General features: G+C 59.8%; 17 protein-coding genes. 9 read left to right on the forward strand and 8 right to left on the reverse strand.

Annotation, left to right across the window (positions count from 1 at the left end):
* Positions 1–3: 3 nt before the first annotated feature.
* Together thiD and AC05K6_RS04020 are read right to left on the reverse strand one after the other, a co-directional pair.
* A complete protein-coding gene (gene thiD, locus AC05K6_RS04015) occupies positions 4–822 on the reverse strand; it encodes a bifunctional hydroxymethylpyrimidine kinase/phosphomethylpyrimidine kinase (protein ID WP_476727841.1) in 819 nt (272 codons plus the stop codon).
* A 90-nt stretch (positions 823–912) separates the two neighbouring features.
* Entirely contained in the window at positions 913–2,673 is a 1,761-nt protein-coding gene (locus AC05K6_RS04020; RefSeq protein ID WP_293791071.1) for an AMP-binding protein, read from the reverse strand.
* Positions 2,674–3,110: 437 nt separating this feature from the next.
* Between AC05K6_RS04020 and AC05K6_RS04025 the strand changes: the two genes are divergently transcribed.
* The gene (locus AC05K6_RS04025) at positions 3,111–5,765 is read left to right on the forward strand and encodes an ATP-dependent Clp protease ATP-binding subunit (protein WP_476727842.1); all 2,655 of its coding nucleotides are present in this window, start codon (positions 3,111–3,113) and stop codon (positions 5,763–5,765) included.
* A 33-nt stretch (positions 5,766–5,798) separates the two neighbouring features.
* Here the strand turns inward: AC05K6_RS04025 and AC05K6_RS04030 are convergent, their stop codons facing one another.
* The 3 genes from AC05K6_RS04030 to AC05K6_RS04040 form a co-directional block, all read right to left on the reverse strand.
* Positions 5,799–7,175, reverse strand: coding sequence for a lipase family protein (locus AC05K6_RS04030; protein WP_476727843.1), 1,377 nt, complete (start codon positions 7,173–7,175; stop codon positions 5,799–5,801).
* 67 nt (positions 7,176–7,242) lie between these two features.
* The gene (gene brnQ, locus AC05K6_RS04035) at positions 7,243–8,694 is read right to left on the reverse strand and encodes a branched-chain amino acid transport system II carrier protein (protein ID WP_293791074.1); all 1,452 of its coding nucleotides are present in this window, start codon (positions 8,692–8,694) and stop codon (positions 7,243–7,245) included.
* Positions 8,695–8,787: 93 nt separating this feature from the next.
* Entirely contained in the window at positions 8,788–9,789 is a 1,002-nt protein-coding gene (locus tag AC05K6_RS04040; RefSeq protein ID WP_476727844.1) for an HhH-GPD family protein, read from the reverse strand.
* Positions 9,790–9,825: 36 nt separating this feature from the next.
* Between AC05K6_RS04040 and AC05K6_RS04045 the strand changes: the two genes are divergently transcribed.
* Positions 9,826–10,470: a carbonic anhydrase gene (locus tag AC05K6_RS04045; RefSeq protein ID WP_476727845.1), complete on the forward strand. Its 645-nt coding sequence runs from the start codon at positions 9,826–9,828 to the stop codon at positions 10,468–10,470.
* Positions 10,471–10,546: 76 nt separating this feature from the next.
* Positions 10,547–11,251 carry a hypothetical protein gene (locus tag AC05K6_RS04050; protein ID WP_293791077.1) on the forward strand — a complete coding sequence of 235 codons (705 nt, stop codon included), beginning with the start codon at positions 10,547–10,549 and terminating at the stop codon, positions 11,249–11,251.
* A 4-nt stretch (positions 11,252–11,255) separates the two neighbouring features.
* Here AC05K6_RS04050 and radA read toward each other — a convergent pair whose 3' ends face one another.
* Positions 11,256–12,698: a DNA repair protein RadA gene (radA, locus tag AC05K6_RS04055; RefSeq protein ID WP_476727846.1), complete on the reverse strand. Its 1,443-nt coding sequence runs from the start codon at positions 12,696–12,698 to the stop codon at positions 11,256–11,258.
* A 92-nt stretch (positions 12,699–12,790) separates the two neighbouring features.
* A complete protein-coding gene (locus AC05K6_RS04060) occupies positions 12,791–13,378 on the reverse strand; it encodes a hypothetical protein (RefSeq protein ID WP_476727847.1) in 588 nt (195 codons plus the stop codon).
* Between the two features lie 253 nt (positions 13,379–13,631).
* Here AC05K6_RS04060 and AC05K6_RS04065 point away from each other — a divergent pair, with 253 nt between their 5' ends.
* The 6 genes from AC05K6_RS04065 (at position 13,632) to AC05K6_RS04090 (ending at position 18,186) form a co-directional block, all read left to right on the forward strand.
* Complete coding sequence (locus tag AC05K6_RS04065; RefSeq protein WP_293791081.1) at positions 13,632–14,222, forward strand: CarD family transcriptional regulator; 591 nt, start codon at positions 13,632–13,634, stop codon at positions 14,220–14,222.
* 14 nt (positions 14,223–14,236) lie between these two features.
* Positions 14,237–15,064 carry an IspD/TarI family cytidylyltransferase gene (locus tag AC05K6_RS04070; RefSeq protein WP_476727848.1) on the forward strand — a complete coding sequence of 276 codons (828 nt, stop codon included), beginning with the start codon at positions 14,237–14,239 and terminating at the stop codon, positions 15,062–15,064.
* 53 nt (positions 15,065–15,117) lie between these two features.
* Positions 15,118–15,609: a 2-C-methyl-D-erythritol 2,4-cyclodiphosphate synthase gene (ispF, locus tag AC05K6_RS04075; RefSeq protein ID WP_034965389.1), complete on the forward strand. Its 492-nt coding sequence runs from the start codon at positions 15,118–15,120 to the stop codon at positions 15,607–15,609.
* A gap of 78 nt (positions 15,610–15,687) precedes the next feature.
* Positions 15,688–16,419 (forward strand): ATP-binding cassette domain-containing protein, encoded by a 732-nt coding sequence (locus tag AC05K6_RS04080; RefSeq protein WP_476727849.1) that lies wholly within the window; start codon positions 15,688–15,690, stop codon positions 16,417–16,419.
* Complete coding sequence (locus AC05K6_RS04085; protein WP_293791084.1) at positions 16,406–17,593, forward strand: ABC transporter permease; 1,188 nt, start codon at positions 16,406–16,408, stop codon at positions 17,591–17,593. The genes AC05K6_RS04080 and AC05K6_RS04085 overlap by 14 nt, the downstream gene beginning before the upstream one ends.
* On the forward strand, positions 17,593–18,186 hold the full coding sequence (locus AC05K6_RS04090; protein WP_293791085.1) for a hypothetical protein: 594 nt from the start codon (positions 17,593–17,595) through the stop codon (positions 18,184–18,186). The genes AC05K6_RS04085 and AC05K6_RS04090 overlap by 1 nt, the downstream gene beginning before the upstream one ends.
* On the opposite strand, the gene AC05K6_RS04095 is transcribed toward AC05K6_RS04090, so the two are convergent.
* Complete coding sequence (locus AC05K6_RS04095; RefSeq protein ID WP_051873846.1) at positions 18,176–18,994, reverse strand: fumarylacetoacetate hydrolase family protein; 819 nt, start codon at positions 18,992–18,994, stop codon at positions 18,176–18,178. The two genes, AC05K6_RS04090 and AC05K6_RS04095, sit on opposite strands and share 11 nt — an antisense overlap.
* Positions 18,995–19,026: the final 32 nt, after the last annotated feature.

The raw sequence follows: 19,026 nt of genomic DNA on the forward strand, positions 1-19,026 counted from the left end.
CTGTTAAAACAGGCGCACCGAGTGATCAACGGGGCCATGGCCTTTACCGACTAGCAATTTGTCGGCATTGGCGATGGCCTCGTTGAGCCATTTAGTGGACCATTCCAGTGCTTGCTCTAAGGAATCGCCTGCCCCCAGCCGCGTGGCCAGGGCAGAGGACAATGAACACCCCGTGCCGTGGGTGTTTTTGGTTTCCACCCGTGGCGAACTGACTTTGTGGGTTGTCCCGGATGGGGCCACGGCAATATTTCCGGCCTCCGACCCGGCGAGGTGACCCAGTTTCACGATCACGGTGGTGTCGGTTTTTGCCGCCCACTGCGTCGCGATTTCCACTGCTTCCTGCTCGCTGCTGGCGAGGTCGGTGTTGGTAAGGAGTGCCAGCTCGGGGAGATTCGGCGTCACCACAGAAGAAGCAGCAGCAAAGTCCCGCAGTGCGTCCTCGGCATCGGCAGTGAGCAGCCGATCGCCGGAGGAGGCTACAGCCACGGGATCCAACACCGTAGTGACATGGTGTTTCTGCAGGTAATCGCGCACAGCCTGAATGGTTGCTGTATCGCCAAGCATTCCGATCTTTACGGCATCAACGGCGACGTCTTCAAAGACGCAATCGAGCTGCGCGCGCAGAAAATCCAGCGGGGGAGTGTGGATTTCGCGCACGCCCTGCGTGTTCTGTGCAACGAGTGCGGTGATGACGGACATGCCATAGCCGCCTGCCGCCATGATGGATTTGAGATCGGCCTGTGCGCCGGCTCCGCCCGTCGGGTCGGTACCGGCGATGGATAGAACGCGCGGGCGGAGGGTCTGAGATTGTTGCTGGTTCATGCCCCTCATTATTGCGCACCCGGACACGCACCTGTGTGGGGCGGTGTTTGGAGCCCAGCCCGATTGGTTTCCGCTTAGGTTGGTTTTCGTTTAGGGCTGCGGCAGTTCGCGCGGAACCACCTTGCCCACCGCATTGCGGGGGAGCTTGTCCAGGTAGATGAAGTAGCGCGGCACGCTGTGGCGAGCCAGATGCGCCTTGACCTCCGCCTTTGCTTGCTCCTCAAACTCCGCCTTTTCTGCATCAGTCAGTTCGGCGGCAGTCTTGCCATCCGGTACAACCCACGCGCACAGGGCCTGTCCGAATTCCGGATCCGCCACACCACGCACGGCCGACTCCGCGACGAAGTCCATGGAGTTGACCACATCTTCCGTCTCCTGGGGGAAGACATTCTCTCCGCCGGAAACGATCATGTCGTCACTGCGACCGGAAATAAACAGCAGTCCATCCTGGTAGTACCCGAGGTCACCAGTGGCGACCATGCCATCGATGATCTCCTTATCGGAGCCGGGGCGGGTATAGCCCTCGAACAGCATGTCGTTCTTGACGAAGATGCGACCGATCTCGCCTTCCGGCAGTTCAGTGCCGTTGTCGTCCAGGATCTTCAGAGTTGTAGCCATGGGCGGCTTGCCGGCGGTGTTGATGTGCTTGCGCAGATCCTCCGGTGTTGCAATAGAAGCCCAGCTGACCTCGGTGGAGCCGTATAGGTTGTACAGCACATCGCCGAACTTTTTTTGAGTCTCGCGCACAACATTCGGCGGCAGAGCCTCGCCCGAAGTGGCGATGATCTTCGTGCCCGGGTTAAATCCCTCCGGCACAACCTCCAACATACGGCGCAACATCGTCGGCACCATGGCAATCGTGTACGGCCGGTTCTTCTCAATCAGCTGGACGGCGCCTTCGGGGGAGAAGCGGCGCTGCATGATCATCGTGTTGCGCAGCGCCAGAGCCAGCTGGATCTGCGCGAAACCCCAGGTGTGGAACATGGGGGCAGAAAGGAACGACGGACGGTGGTGGCGCATCGGAATGCGGCTCATGATGGACGACGCTGGCATGTACGTCTTCGGCTCCGGTCGCCGCGCGCCCTTGGGGGTGCCGGTGGTGCCTGAGGTGAGGATGATGGTGCGGCCCTGGCGCGGACGATTGGGAATAGAGAGGTTCTCCGGCGTGGTGCGCAGAACCTCGTTGAGGGACGCCCAGTCTTCGCTACGGGTGGCGTAGTCTCCGCTTGCGATTGCGTCGCGAATATTGGAAGGCTTCTTCAACGCTTCCTCGGCCTCGCGGGAAAGCCCCAGCGTATCGCCGTTTTCCCAAGCGATGATCACCGGGCAAGCATCGAAATCCTTCGGCAGCAGCGGCAGGAATTCCTCGTCGATAAAGAGGATGTCGATCTTTTGCTCCTGGATCACGGCCTGGGTCTGTTTTGCCGACGCCCCCGTATTGAAGAGGACAATGTCCGTACCCAGCCGGCCATGCGCGCACAGAGTGAGAATGAACCCGCGGTGGTTGCGGCACAGAACGCCGATGCGATCACGTTCGCGGACGCCGGTGCGGAACAGGGCTTGCGCCAAGGCTGTAGATTGTTCGTGGAGTTCTTGGTACGTCATCGAGCCCGCGTCATCGATAATGGCTGTGTGGTAGGGGTCGCGAGCAGCACCGATGGCAAGTAGGCCGGCAGGAAGGAATGCCCATTGGAAGACTCCCTTGAGAGCCTTGGAAGCGGCGACGGGGCTCATGGAGCCCAGCACTCCGGATTTGAACAGGGGCAGGGTGCCTTTAAGGAGTGTGCCAGCAGTCCCGATGTGATCGGTGAGGGTGGGTTTCGGCAACTGAGCGGCGGCTGCTGCGTTCATTTTTGGGTGACTCTCCTTAGGGGTCTTCCTCAGGCTTGGTGAGCTAGGCTTGGCGAGCTTCAGTGGTCTACATCACTGTAATGTTCTAGATACGAAAATGTCTCACTTTGAAAAAATAACTATGAGAACAACATATGTGGGGGCGCGTGTAGAAAGCGGGTGTTGAAGCGGGGTGGTAGGTGCAAATTAGGCTGAGTTGCTGCCGCGCAAGCGCTTATCGAGACGTGCGTTCGCTGACGGCGTACAGCCTAAAATGTGTGGCTAGAATTGTCTGTTGACCTGCTGATACTTGGGTATCTGGGGTGGGGGTGGCGTCGGAATAAAGGAGGAACGGCGCAGAGTTGTACGGAAGGCGATATGAGTTGTCCGCACTCACGGCTAAGGTGGGCAACATTGGCGAATACGCAAGCTACATCTTTTGAAAAAGGGAGCACACCATGTTCGAGAGGTTCACGGATCGCGCGCGCCGCGTCGTTGTGTTGGCGCAGGAGGAAGCACGCGCGCTTAACCACAACTACATCGGCACTGAGCACATCCTGCTCGGCCTGATCCAGGAAGGCGAGGGTGTAGCGGCCAAGGCTTTGGAATCCATGGGGATCTCCCTGGATGCCGTGCGCACCGAAGTAAAGGACATCATCGGCACCGGTGGTCACCCGCCGAGCGGCTACATTCCTTTCACTCCGCGCGCCAAGAAGGTGCTGGAACTTGCACTGCGCGAAGCGCTGCAGCTGGGCCACAAGTACATCGGTACCGAGCACATTCTGCTCGGCCTAATCCGTGAGGGTGAGGGCGTGGCTGCCCAGGTGCTGGTGAAGCTCGGCGCTGATCTCTCCCGCGTGCGCCAGCAGGTCATCCAGCTGCTCAGCGGCTACGAGGGGAACGACGAGGACAACGGCGGTGGCGAGCCTGCCACCGCCGGAGTTGGCAGTAGCGCTGATGGCGCACCGAGCCGACCCGGACAGAAGTCCAACTCCCTCGTACTGGATCAGTTTGGCCGCAACCTCACCCAGGCAGCCAAGGATGGCAAGCTCGACCCGGTCGTTGGTCGTGAAAACGAGATCGAGCGCGTGATGCAGGTTCTGTCCCGCCGCACCAAGAACAACCCGGTGCTGATCGGTGAGCCCGGTGTGGGTAAGACCGCTGTGGTTGAAGGCTTGGCGCTGGACATCGTCAACGGCAAGGTGCCGGAGACGCTGAAGGATAAGCAGCTGTACTCCCTGGATCTGGGTTCCCTGGTGGCGGGTTCCCGCTACCGCGGTGACTTCGAGGAACGCCTGAAGAAGGTGCTCAAGGAGATCAACCAGCGCGGCGACATCATCCTGTTTATCGACGAGATCCACACCCTCGTCGGCGCGGGTGCTGCCGAGGGTGCGATCGACGCAGCCAGCATTCTGAAGCCGAAACTGGCCCGTGGCGAGCTGCAGACCATCGGCGCGACCACCCTGGATGAATACCGCAAGCACATCGAGAAGGACGCTGCCCTGGAGCGCCGCTTCCAGCCGGTACAGGTACCAGAGCCTTCCGTCGAGCTGACCGTAAAGATCCTGAAGGGCCTGCGCGACCGCTACGAGGCACACCACCGTGTATCGATCACCGATGGCGCACTGACCGCCGCGGCTCAGCTGGCAGATCGCTACATCAACGACCGGTTCCTGCCGGATAAGGCCGTGGACTTGATCGACGAGGCGGGTGCACGTATGCGCATCAAGCGCATGACTGCCCCGAAGTCGATCCAGGAGGTCGACGACAAGATTGCCGAGGTACGCCGTAAGAAGGAAGCGGCTATCGACGAGCAGGACTTCGAGAAGGCAGCAGCTTTGCGTGATGATGAGCGCAAGCTGGGCGAAGAGCGCGCCGAGAAGGAAAAGGCATGGCGTGCAGGCGAACTGGACGAGGTTGCCGAAGTCGGCGAAGAGCAAATCGCCGAGGTCATGGGCACCTGGACCGGTATCCCTGTCTTCAAGCTGACGGAGGAGGAATCCACCCGTCTGCTGCATATGGAAGACGAGCTGCACAAGCGCATCATCGGCCAGGACGATGCCGTCAAGGCTGTCTCTCGTGCGATCCGCCGTACCCGCGCCGGGCTAAAGGATCCGAAGCGTCCGTCTGGTTCGTTCATCTTCGCCGGCCCGTCCGGTGTGGGTAAGACCGAGTTGTCGAAGGCTCTGGCCGAGTTCCTATTCGGTGACGACGACGCACTGATCCAGATCGACATGGGCGAGTTCCATGACAAGTTCACGGCCTCCCGCCTGTTCGGTGCCCCTCCGGGATATGTCGGCTACGACGAGGGTGGCCAGCTGACCGAGAAGGTTCGCCGCAAGCCGTTCTCCGTGGTGCTCTTCGATGAGATTGAAAAGGCACACACCGAGATCTACAACACCCTGCTGCAGGTGCTGGAAGATGGTCGCCTGACAGATGGCCAGGGGCGCATGGTGGACTTCAAGAACACCGTTCTGATCTTCACCTCCAACCTGGGTACCAGGGACATCTCGAAAGCTGTGGGCATGGGCTTTAGCTCCTCCGGTGAAGCCGACGAGGACACTCAATACGAGCGGATGAAGCAGAAGGTCGACGACGAGCTGAAGAAGCACTTCCGCCCAGAGTTCCTGAACCGTATCGACGACATCGTGGTCTTCCACCAGCTGACCCGCGAGCAGATCGTGCAGATGGTCGACCTACTGCTGGGGCGCGTACGCACTGCGCTGCAGCAGAAGGATATGGATCTGGAGCTCACCGAGCAGGCGAAGTCCCTGCTGGCCAAGCGCGGCTTCGACCCGGTTCTGGGTGCCCGTCCACTGCGTCGCACCATTCAGCGCGAGATCGAAGATCAGCTGTCCGAGAAGATCCTGTTCGGCGAGATCGGAGCAGGCGAGATCGTCACCGTGGACGTCGAGAACTGGGACGGCGAATCCAAGGGCGACGATGCGAAGTTCGTGTTCGGCACCAAGCCCAAGCCTCTGCCAGAGGTTGGCGAGGATGAAGCTGCCGACGAGGCACAGGAAGCTGTGTCTGTCGCCGCTGAGGGCAGTGTGCCGGAGGATAAGGATTTTGACGCCGCCGAATCCGGCGACGATTGGGATCAGAAAGGCTAACGAAAAGCCAGCCTAGGCCTCATAAAAAGCGGCCTAGGCCTTGTTAAATGGAACTGGCCGACCGTGGATCACGTTATCCAACCAGTCCAGAGCCGGTACCAGGTTCGTTAGCATTGGCAGCATGTGATCGCCCAGCGGCACGGTGTGGGGGAGGGTGTGCTCCACGTAGTTCACCTTCGTGCCGCCCTTTGCCCACTGGCGTGCCATGCGTCGGCTCTGCTCTACCGGGATCGTGTCGTCGTTTGTGCCATGGCCGACGTACACAGGAACCTGAGGCGGGCGGTTACCGATGCGTTGGGCGTCAACAAGCTTCTTAAATGGCTGCTCCTGCAATAGCTCCGTCAGTGACTCGCCGGACTTCGTCAGGGTGCGGGTGTCCGTGTACGCGTGACGCAAAAGTGATTCGGGAAGGCATTCGCTCGCGGTCTGGCGCACAAACTCCTTGCCCTTATCATTCATATGCTCTTCGACGGTGCCGCGGATCTCTGGGTTGGAGATCAAAAATCCGTTGAGGGTGTATCCGAGTGCGGCGGCCAGCGGGCCATTATCGATGGCTACCGACGTGGTATGCAGATCCGCAGGCACACCGCCTGCATAGCCGGCCTTCAGGTTAATCTCCGGGGCATAGGTGGGAGCCAGCTCCAGTGCTGCAGCAGACGAGCCGCCACCCTGGGAATAGCCCCACAGGGCAACCGGTGCGGACTGTGGAACTCGCTGCAGGTTCTTCGCCGCGCGAGCCATATCTAGGGTGGCATTTCCCTGATCCACACGGTTCATATATGTGTGCTGGGCAGGTGTACCCAGGCCATTTAAGTCAGTGAGAGCCACAGCCCAACCGCGGGAGAGGGCTGCTGCAACGGGAGCGGCTTCGTATTCCAAACCCATCGACAGTAGCTTGCCTGGGGCACACGCATCACCGCTGCCCTGGGTGCCTGGCGCGACTACCAGTAACGGGCGCTCACCACCGCCGGTGTAGGGCGCGCGGGGGACCAAAACTGTGCCAGTCACAGGAACCGTCTCGCCCCGGGAGTTGGTGGAAACATAAGCCACGCGCTGGGCTTCGCTATTCGTCCAGTCGACAAAGGGGATGCCCAAGGCGAAATTGCTCGGGGCAGTTTTCAGGATTTCTCCCGGCTTGCCTTTTACCTGGAGCGGCAGGGAGGAGTAGAAGCTGTCTGGATCGTAGTTCGGCAGGGAACCGACGGCGGACTTGCCACTGCCTGTTGCCGCAGCTTTGGAGAGCGAGCCGTCGACAGAACCATAAAAGCCGCCCGGCGCAGGGGCGGCGACCGCTGGGGCTGCAGCAGCGGAAACTCCGGCGACAGGCAGGAGAGCTGCACAGGTTACGGAGAGAAAACGGGAACTTAGGGAGCTAAGAAAACGGTTGGAACCGGGGCGAGAAAACGTCATAGAAAAATCCTAAACGCTTCAACGGCCCTAAGTGTTAGGTTGCGCTAGTTAGATGTTCCAAACGGGGTTAAGTGGTGCTTTTAGTGGTTTCGGTAGCGTCGTCTACTTGCTCGTCATCCGCGTTATCCACATTGGCGGTGAAAGGATCCAGTGCCTCAAGGTCGACCTCTTGATCCTCGTCGTTGGGTACCTTGCGGCTCAAGTCGATAGCCAAGCCAATGGCAGTGAAGACGATGGTGGGTAGCAGCCAACCCATGCCAGCATCCATCAATGGAACCCAGCTCAGTGCATTTTGCAACGGCTCGACCGGCACGTTTAGCGCTGCCAGGAAATCGATGAAAGAGAACACGAAAGCCACGGCCACACCAATGCGGTAGGAGAACACCAGCTTGTGCTGACGGCATAGCAGGTGCACATAGGACAGGGTGATGAGCACGATCGCCGGCGGGTAGATTAGGCCGATCACAGGGCCGGAGACGCTCAGAATCTTTTCCAGACCAAGGTTTGCAATCGCCAGACCAACAAGTGTGAGGATCGTTGCCCACCAGCGGTAGCTGATCGCCGGAACCAGTTCGTGGAAGAATGTGGAAGTTGCCGCGGTCAGACCAACGACGGTGGTGATGCAGGCCAGCAGCACGATCAGGGAGAACACAATCTCGCCGGTTTCGCCCATAGTCAGGTGTGCAGCGGAGCTCAGGATAGCCGCGCCGTCGCTGTAGGTTTCTTTGTCGGGCATGCGGGCACCGACCAGTCCGAGACCTAGGTAGACCATCATCAGGAAGAATCCTGCGGTGAAAGCGGCAATACCGGAGAGCTTGACGATTCGCTTGTGATCGGTTTCGCCCTTTTGGCTAAAAGAGCTCACAACAATCAGCGCAAACGCAAGGGCACCGATGGAATCCATCGTGAAGTAGCCCTGAGAAATACCGTTGACTAGGGGATTAGAGGAATATGCCTCGGTCGCAGGAATGCTCGGGTCATGCAGCTTCTGTAGGCCAACTACAGCCAGCACTGCCAGCAGGATCAGCAGTACTGGAGTGAGGGCCTTGCCCAGGGTGTCCACAACCTTGCCAGGCCACAGCGTCAACAGGTAACAGACCAGGAAGAAAGCGAATGTGCCAGCCAAGCGCCACCAGCCACCCGTGAGGTCAAAGGTGGACTCGATGCCCAGCTCGTAGCCGATCGCCGCTGCACGCGGCACGGCGTAGAGCGCGCCGATGGACAGGTAAGCCACGATGGAGAAAATGAGGCCGAACACGGCGCCGGCGCGGGAGGCTAGGTCGCGGACACCGGTTCCGGAAATCGCGATGGCGATAACCGTCAGCACTGGCATCAAGACGCCGGTGAGGAGGAAGCCAATCATGGCGGGCGTGAAGTGCTCACCGGATTCCACGCCAAGCATCGGAGGGAAGATGAGGTTGCCGGCACCGAAGAACATGGAGAACAACATGAGGCCCACGGCCACGACGGTTCCCGTCGTTTTCGGACGCTTCGAAGTCGAGGTTGTTGAAGTCGACATAGAACATTCCTAAATGTGATTTGGGTAACGTATATCACTCTAATGCACATTCGTGTACAAAAGCTAAGTCGCACTAGCCCCGTCCGTCACCACCTAGTGAGGCAGGTGGTATTTGCCCTCGTTGTAATCCATGAGCCCGTCGACGAGTAGCGATTGCAAAGCTCGTTCTCGTTGTTCCTGCTCAGGCCATAGGAGGTCTATTTCTTGTTTAGTGACGCCCCCTTCTCCTGCTTCCCGCAGTAGCCCCATAATCTTTCCGCGCACTTGGCGATCCGTTCCCTCAAACTTCTGCACCCGTCGGGCAGCCGCTGTCGCTTCAGCCTCAGTGGGCTGGGGCTTGCCCGCAATCACCCACGCACAGTCATCGACGACAGGGCAGCGGTCGCACGCTGGGTTTTTCGCTGTGCAGACCAGGGCGCCTAGTTCCATGAGGGCAGCACACATCAGGTTTGCATCGTCGGTCACAGAATCTGTGGCGGAAGGCTGAGAGTGTGGCGAGTGGGGGAGTTGGCGTCCAACCAAACGAGGATCCGGATCCACATACGGCAGCAACGATGCCACATCCGCCAGATCCCGCGCCCTCGCGGGACCTTGCAAGAAACGTCCATCGACGAGGCGACGGTAGACGCGCCGAACATTCGTATCGACCACGGGCACAGCCTGGCCGAAAGCGAAAGCGGCGACAGCGCGTGCGGTGTAACTTCCGATGCCGGGCAGGGCCTCCAGCTCGGCGATGCGGCGGGGGACCTCTCCACCGTGGCGCTCCACACAGGCGATAGCGCACTCGCGTAGGCGCAAGGCGCGCCGGGGATATCCCAGGTTAGCCCACTTTTTCAGAACCTCTGCCTTCGGCGCCTCCGCTAGATCCGCCGGGGTGGGCCAGCGTTCCAACCAGGCTTGCCACAAAGGAATCACACGGGCGACAGGCGTTTGCTGACTCATCACTTCGCTGAGCAGGATCGCCCATGGGGTTGTGTCTGGGTGGCGCCACGGCAAGTCGCGGGCATGGCGGGCGTACCAGTTATTGAGTTTGCTGGGTAGCCCTTCTGAGTGCCGGAGGCAACGTTGAGACGAGTCGGTATGTGGGGAGTTCATTGCACGAATCACTGTAGCGCGATGCACAATGGAGGCATGACTTCGAGCCATCACAAGACCCCGCAGCAGGCTTGGGACAGTCTGCGGGAGGGCAACCAAAGATTTATGCGTGGCGAATCCGACCACCCACACCAGGATCTCAGCCGGCGTATTACGCTGCAGGCTGGACAGAAGCCGCAGGCTGTGGTGTTGGCGTGTTCCGATTCGCGAGCGCCGGTGGAGATCCTCTTTGACCAGGGTCTCGGTGACGTTTTCGTGATCCGTACTGCCGGGGAGATCACCGATCTGTCGGTGCTGGCTTCACTGGAATTCGCAGTGGATTCCCTGGAGGTTCCACTGGTCGTTGTGTTGGGTCACGAAAAATGCGGTGCGGTTGCCGCGGCCTCTCGGGCATTACATGGTGGCGATATGCCGGCAGGCTTCCAGCGCGTGCTGGTGGAAAAAGTGACCCCCTCGTTGCTGTCGGCGAAGAAGCGCGGCATGGAAAGCAGTGAGGATTTCGAGCGTAACCATGTGGCGGAGATTGCGGATCACATCGTGGACCGTTCGCCGGAAATTCAGGCACGCTTGGCTGATGGACGATGCGCGGTGGTGGGGTTGCGCTACCAGCTTTCGGATGGGCTGGCGGAGCCACTTGTCAGCTATGGGCTGGACATCGAAGGCGCGCAGCGAGTGCACTGATTTGCACGAGCACTGATTTGCGTGAGCACTGTGTCTATCCGCCTCCTTTTGGCAGCAAGCATTTAGCATTGATTTTGTGACTGATGCAGACAATAGGCGCCCATTGCCACGCGAAGTGTATATCCGCCGCCGTATTGCCGCGGTGGTAATTCTGGTCGTTGTGATCGGTGTGATCTGGGGTCTGATCAGCCTGTTCAGTGGGGGTGAGGAACCCGAAAATGCCGCTACAAGTGAGTCGGCTGCCACGACGTCCGAGCAGCAGGACATGACCAGCCCACCGGAACCGCCGAAGGGGGCGGATTCCAGTGAGTCCAAGGACGCGAAGGCGTCCGAAAGTAAGACCGAGGAGTCTACGACCGAAGAGAACAAGGACGAGAAGAAAAAGGATTCTTGCTCTTTGGCTGATTTGAAGGTCACCGCTCGTCCGGGCGCGCCGACGTTTAACGCGGATCAGCAGCCGAATTTCTTCGTCAAGATCGAGAACCCGACGAATGCGGATTGCGACATCAACTTTGATGATGCGCCGCTGAAGTTTGAGGTCTTCACCATGGGTAACTACCAGCGCGTGTGGGGCGATATCGATTGCAACGCACCGGAAGTTGTTGGTGAGACCAAGGTCAAGGCGGGCGAGTCTCTGAACTACGAGATGGCCGCATGGTCCCGCACTACGTCCGCGCCTAACAAGTGTGAGGATCGCCAGCCGGTAGGCCCAGGCAGCTATCTGCTGTATGCGCACGTTGGCAACAACACGTCCGAGCCAGCCTCGTTTAACTTGCAGTAGACCGTTAACCGCCGGGGGCAACGAGGCAGAAATTAACTGCCTCGCAGAGGGTAGAAACCTCCTTTACCTGCATCCCCTCCGGTGCCTCGAAGTGGCAGTTCTTCGGCACCAGGGCTGTGCTGAAACCAAGGCGATAGGCTTCGGCCAATCTTTGGGTGAGCTGCGGAATACGCCGTACCTCACCGCCCAAGCCAACTTCTCCTAGAGCCACCAGCCCCAACGGTAGTGGCGTGCGTTTTGCCGTGGAGGCCAATGCCAGCCCCGTAGCCAAATCCGCCGACGGCTCCAGAATCTTCATGCCACCAACCGTCGCGGCGTAGACCTCCTTATCCGCCAGAGCTAGTCCGCAGCGTTCGGAGAGCACTGCCAGCACCATCGACACTCGCGAGGCATCCATGCCTGTGACATAGCGCTTGGGATTCTTAAACTCGCTGTTGAGCGCCAAGGTTTGCAGCTCACCCACCATGGCTCTGCGGCCGTCCATAACCACTGTTACCGCAGTACCGGTCACGGACTCGGTGCGGTGATGGAGGAATAAACCGCTGGGGTCGGAGACCTCCTGGATGCCATGGGCAGTCTGTTCGAAACAACCGACCTCGTCCGTAGCTCCGAAGCGGTTCTTAATACCCCGCAGGAAACGCATGGAGGAGTGCTTGTCGCCCTCGAAATTCAACACGACGTCCACCAGATGCTCAATGGTGCGCGGACCTGCAACCGTGCCTTCCTTCGTTACATGGCCTACGGCAATCACAGGGGTACCGGCCATTTTCGCCAATGTGGTCAGGGTGCTCGTGACGGCACGGGTCTGCGCTACGCCGCCGGCGACGCCTTCTACGCCAGTGGCCTGCATTGTCTGCAAGGAGTCGACGATGATGAGCTCCGGGGCGAGTGCGTCTATCTGTGCAAGTCCGTTTTCCAGGTCATTTTCACTGGCAAGATAGAGATTGTCGTGTAAAGCCCCAGTGCGCTCTGCACGGTGACGCACTTGTCCGACGGATTCCTCCGCTGTGAGGATCAGTACCGTGTGCCCCTTCTTGGCCCAGGCAGCGGCAACCTCCAACAAAAGGGTGGATTTACCCACGCCGGGTTCACCTGCCAAGAGCACTGCACTGCCGGGAACAATGCCACCGCCCAGCACACGGTCAAGTTCCCCGATACCCGTTGGCCGGTGCTTGGCGATCGTCGGATCCACCTTGGTTACCGGCTGGGCACTTGCTCCTGGAACCAAACCCCCGACCCCGAGTCCGCCGCGGCGTCCAGCGCCACCCTTGCCACCAGACCCAGCTGCTATGCCGGCGAGCCCCATAGCCCCGAGGGCACGCGAATCTCGTTCCTCTAGCGAGCCCCACTCCCCGCACTGTGGGCAGCGTCCCATCCATTTTGAGAGCTGATGATCGCAGGATGTACATACGAAAACGCGGCTTGCTTTGCTCGACTTACTTGCCATGTTCACAACAATAAACGCCGCCCCGGACAACCAATGTCCAGTAGCGGCGTTTGTTCGATTATGCAGCGATCTATTTGATCGCTCTGCTCGTCCTACTTATCGGTCAGGCTGCCGTCCTCGTCGCGGTGCAGCTTGCCCGACTCAGGAACGTATCCGTTCACCGGAGCGTTCAGCTCTACCTCGCCAACATTCATCTTGAAAGTGACCTTCTTGTGTCCGCCGACGTAAACGTCCTGCAGACCCTTGATAGAGGTGGTGGCGTACTTCAGCTGAGCCTGCCCCTTGGTCTCCAGATCCTCCATAGCGAATTTGCCATCGCCAACCAGGGAGCCACCAGCCGGGATCTCCGCGTTGTTGATTCCGGAGACCTCCTTGCCGTCGACCTTCACGGACTCAATCTTGACGGCCTGACCCTTCTCATCCTCGTTGGTCACGGTGAACTTCAGCGCCAGGGTATTGTCCGGGCCAACCACCACGGAAACGTCCTGCACGTCAGCGTGGCCAGCGTTGCCGTGCGCACCGTTGACGGCGGCCACCTGGCTGGAAGTCTGGGTGATCTGACCTGCGCCGCACGCGGACAGTGCGAGTGCGGAACCTGCTGCGACCAGCGCCAGCGCACCACGGGCAAAGGTCGTCTTCAGGGGCTGGGCCTTGAGGGTCTTCACGATGCGTTCCTCCATCTGAGGCATGTCTTAAAGCAGTTGAATAAAAACGTCTACAACCAGCCTAGCCTGTAGCCCCCCGAGACACCTAGCCAAGGAGCCAATAATGGCTAATTAATGCCCCTTAATGCACAGTTGCTCGGATGAGTACGCCCCGAATGCGGGTAGTGGGGCTAATTGCGGTAGAATTTATCGGGTATTTGCGCACTTATTTCCCAGTGCCCGTCACACCCCCGCCATAGCCCTACGGAAGGACGTTAGAGGAATACTTATGGAGTTCGCAGTCGGAGATACGGTCGTTTACCCGCACCACGGCGCCGCCGTTATCGAGGGCATCGAGCAGCGGGAGTTCAAGGGGGAAACCGTCGACTACTTGGTGCTGCGTATTAACCAAGGCGACCTGTCCGTTCGCGTGCCGGCGGCAAACGCCGAAAAGGTTGGTGTGCGTGACGTGGTGGGCGAGGAAGGCCTGCGCAAGGTCTTCTCGGTACTGCGCGAGACCGATGTTGAAGAGGCTGGAAACTGGTCCCGCCGATACAAGGCCAACCAGGAGCGCCTGACCAGTGGCGATGTGAACAAGGTGGCCGAGGTTGTGCGCGACCTGTGGCGCCGCGATCAGGACCGCGGCCTGTCTGCAGGTGAGAAGCGCATGCTGGCCAAGGCCCGCCAGATCCTCGTAGGCGAGCTCGCTCTAGCCGAGGGGGTTGACGACAAGAAGACTGATGCGCTGCTGGCTGACATGCAGGCCGCTATTAAGCGCCACCGTGAGGCCGCCGCTGCTGCCCGTGCGGCAGGCGTGGACGAGGATCCCAAGTCCGGTGGCTCCATCGATCTGGACGACGAGCTGGACGGCGAAGACTAAGCCGAGCTAACGCCGTGACAGCGAACGTCTATGCACTCGTCGCCGCTGCCGGTAGCGGCACCCGCCTGGGGTTTGACACCCCGAAAGCTTTCGTAGAGCTCCACGGTCGGTCGTTGCTGGAACGATCGTTGGACGGCCTCGCGGCGTCCCAAAGCATCGACCATGCCATCGTGCTGGTTAGCGAGAACATGCGCGACCGCGCCGAGCGCATCGTCGTCGATCCCCTCAACGCCGCAGAATGGGCGCCCATGACCGTCAGCGTGGAGCTCGGGGGAGGGGAACGTTTCGATTCCGTGTACGCGGGTCTTGTGGCGATCCAACGGCGGCTCAACGCCGCGGGCGAGGCCACCACCGGGCGCTTCGTTGCCGTCCACGACGCCGCCCGCTGCCTTACCCCACCCGCCATGATCGCCGAGGTTGTCGACCGCGCGCGCCGTGGCGTCGCAGAAGGTTCCTGGTATGGGGCGATCCCGGTGTTGCCGGTGGTAGACACTATTAAGGTTATTGACGCCCCCACCTCCGGCCCGCGCGCAGGGCAGACGGTCGTGGAGCAAACCCCCGACCGTGCCAGCCTGCGGGCAGCTGCCACGCCGCAGGTATTTGACCTGGAGAAGCTGATCGAGGCCAACGAGCAGTACCTGCGCACCACGGAGATCAGTTCCGCGCACGCGGTGGATCGGGTGGGTGCTTCGCCGTTGCCGCTGGTGACGGACGATGCCTCGCTGATGGAGATGGCTGGCTTCCCTGTGGTGGCGGTGGATGCGGACCCGTTGGCTATGAAGATCACCACGCCCCAGGACTACCGCGTGGCGCAGATGATCCTGAACGGCAGCGAAAGTTAGAAAGCCCGCAGCAGACAAGTAGAACGTAACCAGAGGCGAGAGGCAGACCGCAATTGAACACCCCACACATCATTCCCCGCGTCGGTATTGCGACGGATGCTCACCAGGTGCAGCCAGGCAAGGACTGCTGGATGGCTTGCCTGCTGTGGGAGGGGCAGGACGGCTGCGAGGGGCACTCCGATGGCGACGTGGTGGCGCACGCGGTAGTGGATGCGCTGCTCTCCGCTGCAGGACTCGGCGACCTGGGTAGTTTCGTCGGGGTGGGGCGCAAAGAGTACGACAACGTCTCCGGCGAACGCCTACTGCGCGAGTGCCGCGAGCTGTTGGAATCCAAAGGCTTCGTGATCGGCAACGCGGCGGTGCAAATGGTGGGGAACCGCCCGAAAATGGGCACCCGGCGTGAGGAGGCCGAGAAGGTGATGGGGGAGCTCATCGGCGCCCCTGTCTCTGTCTCCGCCACCACGACCGACCACATGGGCTTCACCGGCCGCGGTGAGGGTGTGGCGGCTGTGGCGACGGCGGTTGTGTGGCAGGCGCAGAACTAGTTATTGACAATCCTTTCGCGCCCTCGTAGGTTTGTTCCATCAAACAGAACCCCTGCGCATTAAAGGTTTGGAACTTTCTTGTCGAATAGCTACTCGTTTTCTTTTAGCTACCCGCGCTCTGATGAAGGGGTCGAGGTCCACTCGCTTGAGGTTCCCACTAGCCCAACAGTCATACTGGGTGTCAACGGTGCAGGTAAGACCACGCTCATGAAGCTGCTTGCTGGTCAGCTAACACCGTCTAAAGGCGCTGTGCCGAAATTGGGTCGAGCTGTGTACGTCCCGCAGCATTTCGAAAACATCAATGGTGCGCGCGTTGTTGACTATGTTTCCTACGTTGCCTGGCTTAATGGTGCCGGTTGGGCGGAGAGCAAGAGGACCGCGGCCTATTGGATTGAATTCGTCGGTTTGAAGGAACACGCACATAAGCAATGCAGCAAGCTGTCCGGTGGGCAGCAAGCTCGCGTGCAAATAGCAACAGCCCTGAACTCTAACGCGGAGCACATACTGCTGGACGAACCCAGCGCCGCACTCGACCCACTGGCGAAGCGGGATTTGCAAGGACTCTATCGATCCATTGCGGAAGCGGGCGTTGGCCTTTGGGTTTCTAGTCATCAGCCCTTGGAAGTGGAGAAGCCGTTCGAGCATGTACTCGTGTTGCATGAAGGAAAGGTTGAGTTCCAGGGGCCAATGAGCGATTTTCTGCGAGTTGGGCGCGGTTCGCTAGAGCCGGGGGAGTCACATCGCTATTCCGACACTGTGAGAAACCTTGCGGAGGCATTTTCCAGGACCGGTGGCCATGTCGAGGATTAATGCGATCAACGTTGCTTTGGTGCTCGCAGCTGCAGCGCTTGGTTTGCTGAGCATTGCACTCAACGCCAACCCGGTGCCTACGCAGGACAACGCAGTCTCCAACAGCTTGGCCATCTACTATTCGCTGGGGCCAATCCTGGGCTTTATCGGTGCTAAAGAGATGGCACGCTTCCGTTCCTTTTTTAAGTCCCGCGGCTCTGTGCAGGATGTTTTTAAAGTCTGGCTCAGATCCTTGGCGCTTCCGCTATTGCTCGCGGTGGCAGTGGTGTTGGCGTACCTCGCAGTGCAGCTGGCGGATATCGGCTACGTAGAGTCCGCACAGTCCCTTGCAACGGGGTTGGTCTTTATTGTTCTTCACGGCGTGGCATGGCTGAGCTTGGGGGCAACTTTAGGGCTGTACCTACCAGCAATTGTGGCGATCGCTGTCGGCTTGCTTCTTCCTTATATCCTGGTCGCTTACCCAGTGTCGCTCTCAAACGTGGCGTGGCGACAAATGTTCGGGCAACCGTTCAGCTCTTGTTGCCAAGTATCACAGAGCGTGGACCCGATTCTGTGGAAGGCTTCGGCGCTGGTGCTGGGGGCTATATGCGTTTGCTCGTTGCTGTTGACCGCGGCTTTTCATGGAAATTGGCTTCCGGGGCTGTCCGCGTGGCCACTTCGCGTGGCCGCCATTGTTCTACTCGGCGTGAGCTGTGGATTAGGCTACGGAATCGCCCAAGACGGAAACTATGGTTCCGCGGTGCCCCGCCCCCAAGAGCATATGATCTGCGAGGGAGCGGTGTGTTACTGGCGCGAAACCCCACCTGAGCAGGTAGACGCAAACCGCAAGGTGTGGGAATCGTTGGGCGTCACTACCTACAGGCTGATCGACGCCGAACCGCAACGGGACGGCGACATCTGGCTCGCCCATTCGAATCAGCTACAGGAAGTAAAGCGCGCGCTCCTGGTCGAACTCCTCAGCAACGAACCTGCACTTAAGGGGGCACCGTCGTGTTGGGGAACTCCGCAGGAACCCGTATCCGTAGCGGAGTCTCTTCCCGATCTGACGGAAGAAGAACTGGAACGAGCGACCCTGACGCCTTCCGGACAATGGCGCGGGGTGCATGGCACGAATGAGGGAGTGGACGTGAAATTCATCCTGAATCGGGCGAACTCCGAGTGTAGGGAGGGATAGTGTCTGCCCAGCATCGAGCACAAATCTATTGGCGCGGTCATTCCGCGACCTACGCGGCGATACTTCAGGTGTTCGCCCTCGTGGGCGCCGTCCTGTTCGGCACGACCACGATTCCCATTCCCTGGGCTTCGTGGAGTTCGTCCGGAGTCGTTCCGTTTAACTTCGTGTTCTCCATCGCTATCGTTAGCTCTGCGGTGATGTTCTGGGATAACCGGCTTTCCCAGCTGGAAGAACTAATTGGCCGCACGTGGGCAGCCTGCGACTGGCTTTTCCTTGGGATCTGCTTGGGTGAATGCGGCGTTGTCGCGGTCCTGGGCAACCCAGGCATGTTGCAGTACACGCTTATTGCATTGTCGGTAATTTTCGGCGCATGCTTGGTGGCAGACCTGCGAAAGAGCTTCTATGGACTGCTTCTGCTAACCGCAGCCCAGTGCCTGCTCATATCGGTGTTGCCAAGCAAATACCTGCCATTGTTCTGGTCGCCCAGGATCGATGTGATTGTGATTGCGCTTCCCATCTGCCTGCTACTTTTCGCGGCAGTGCGGAGCGCTATCAAGAAGGCCGAGCCCCGGTTGGCTCAGCTCAGCAGTTAATGCGGTTGCAGATTTCCCCGATGCCGTCGATAGCGATGCGCACCTCGTCGCCATCGGCCAGGTACTGCGGTGGGGTCATGCCATGGCCGACGCCCTCTGGTGTGCCCGTCACGATGACGTCACCAGGTGCCAACGAGGCGAAATTGCTGATGTAATCCACCAGATCCTGTGGCTTAAACACCAGGTCGGCAACGCTGTGTTCCTGGCGGAGTTCGCCGTTGACCCAGGTGCGTAAGACAGCCCCTTCCGCAATCGGATCGAAGTGTTCGGCGGGAACCATCCATGGGCCGAATCCGCTGGAGCGGTCCAGGTTCTTGCCCTGCAGCCACTGCTGGGTGCGGTACTGCCAGTCGCGCTGAGAGAAATCATTCATCACGGCGTAGCCCGCGATCTGGCCGGCCTCGCCCATAATGACGGCGAGCTCGCCCTCGTAGTCTGCCTGCGCGGAGAGCTCCGGGGGAACCACTACCTCGTCGAACGGACCCGCCAGGGCGGAGGCGTACTTCACGAAGAGGGTGGGGTGGTCCGGGATCGGGTGTCCCATTTCTGCGATGTGTTCCCGATAGTTAAGGCCGACACAAAAAATCTTCCCCGGGTTCGGCACGACTGGCCCCAGCTGGTCGGCGGTGAAGGTAACGGTGGGGAGGGAATCCAGCTCCGTGTTGCTGACCTGCGCCTTGTAGGGGAATTCGGCTAGGAGCTTGCCCTCGCCACCTTCCTCGGAGAAAGAGGTGACTGCTACTGGGCGCCATGCACCCCGATCGTTGAGGCGGATGGTGGCGAATCTCGTGGTGCTTTGAGTGTGCATGCCTTCCACGATACTGACACGCAGGGGAAAGA

The sequence above is a fragment of the Corynebacterium sp. TUM25020 genome, from assembly GCF_056388495.1.

Coding starts and splice junctions, on each gene's coding strand:
- thiD (WP_476727841.1), bottom strand. CDS start 822: ATGAACCAGCAACAATCTCAGACCCTCCGCCCGCGCGTTCTATCCATC.
- AC05K6_RS04020 (WP_293791071.1), bottom strand. CDS start 2,673: ATGAACGCAGCAGCCGCCGCTCAGTTGCCGAAACCCACCCTCACCGAT.
- AC05K6_RS04025 (WP_476727842.1), top strand. CDS start 3,111: ATGTTCGAGAGGTTCACGGATCGCGCGCGCCGCGTCGTTGTGTTGGCG.
- AC05K6_RS04030 (WP_476727843.1), bottom strand. CDS start 7,175: ATGACGTTTTCTCGCCCCGGTTCCAACCGTTTTCTTAGCTCCCTAAGT.
- brnQ (WP_293791074.1), bottom strand. CDS start 8,694: ATGTCGACTTCAACAACCTCGACTTCGAAGCGTCCGAAAACGACGGGA.
- AC05K6_RS04040 (WP_476727844.1), bottom strand. CDS start 9,789: ATGAACTCCCCACATACCGACTCGTCTCAACGTTGCCTCCGGCACTCA.
- AC05K6_RS04045 (WP_476727845.1), top strand. CDS start 9,826: ATGACTTCGAGCCATCACAAGACCCCGCAGCAGGCTTGGGACAGTCTG.
- radA (WP_476727846.1), bottom strand. CDS start 12,698: ATGGCAAGTAAGTCGAGCAAAGCAAGCCGCGTTTTCGTATGTACATCC.
- AC05K6_RS04060 (WP_476727847.1), bottom strand. CDS start 13,378: ATGGAGGAACGCATCGTGAAGACCCTCAAGGCCCAGCCCCTGAAGACG.
- AC05K6_RS04065 (WP_293791081.1), top strand. CDS start 13,632: ATGGAGTTCGCAGTCGGAGATACGGTCGTTTACCCGCACCACGGCGCC.
- AC05K6_RS04085 (WP_293791084.1), top strand. CDS start 16,406: ATGTCGAGGATTAATGCGATCAACGTTGCTTTGGTGCTCGCAGCTGCA.
- AC05K6_RS04095 (WP_051873846.1), bottom strand. CDS start 18,994: ATGCACACTCAAAGCACCACGAGATTCGCCACCATCCGCCTCAACGAT.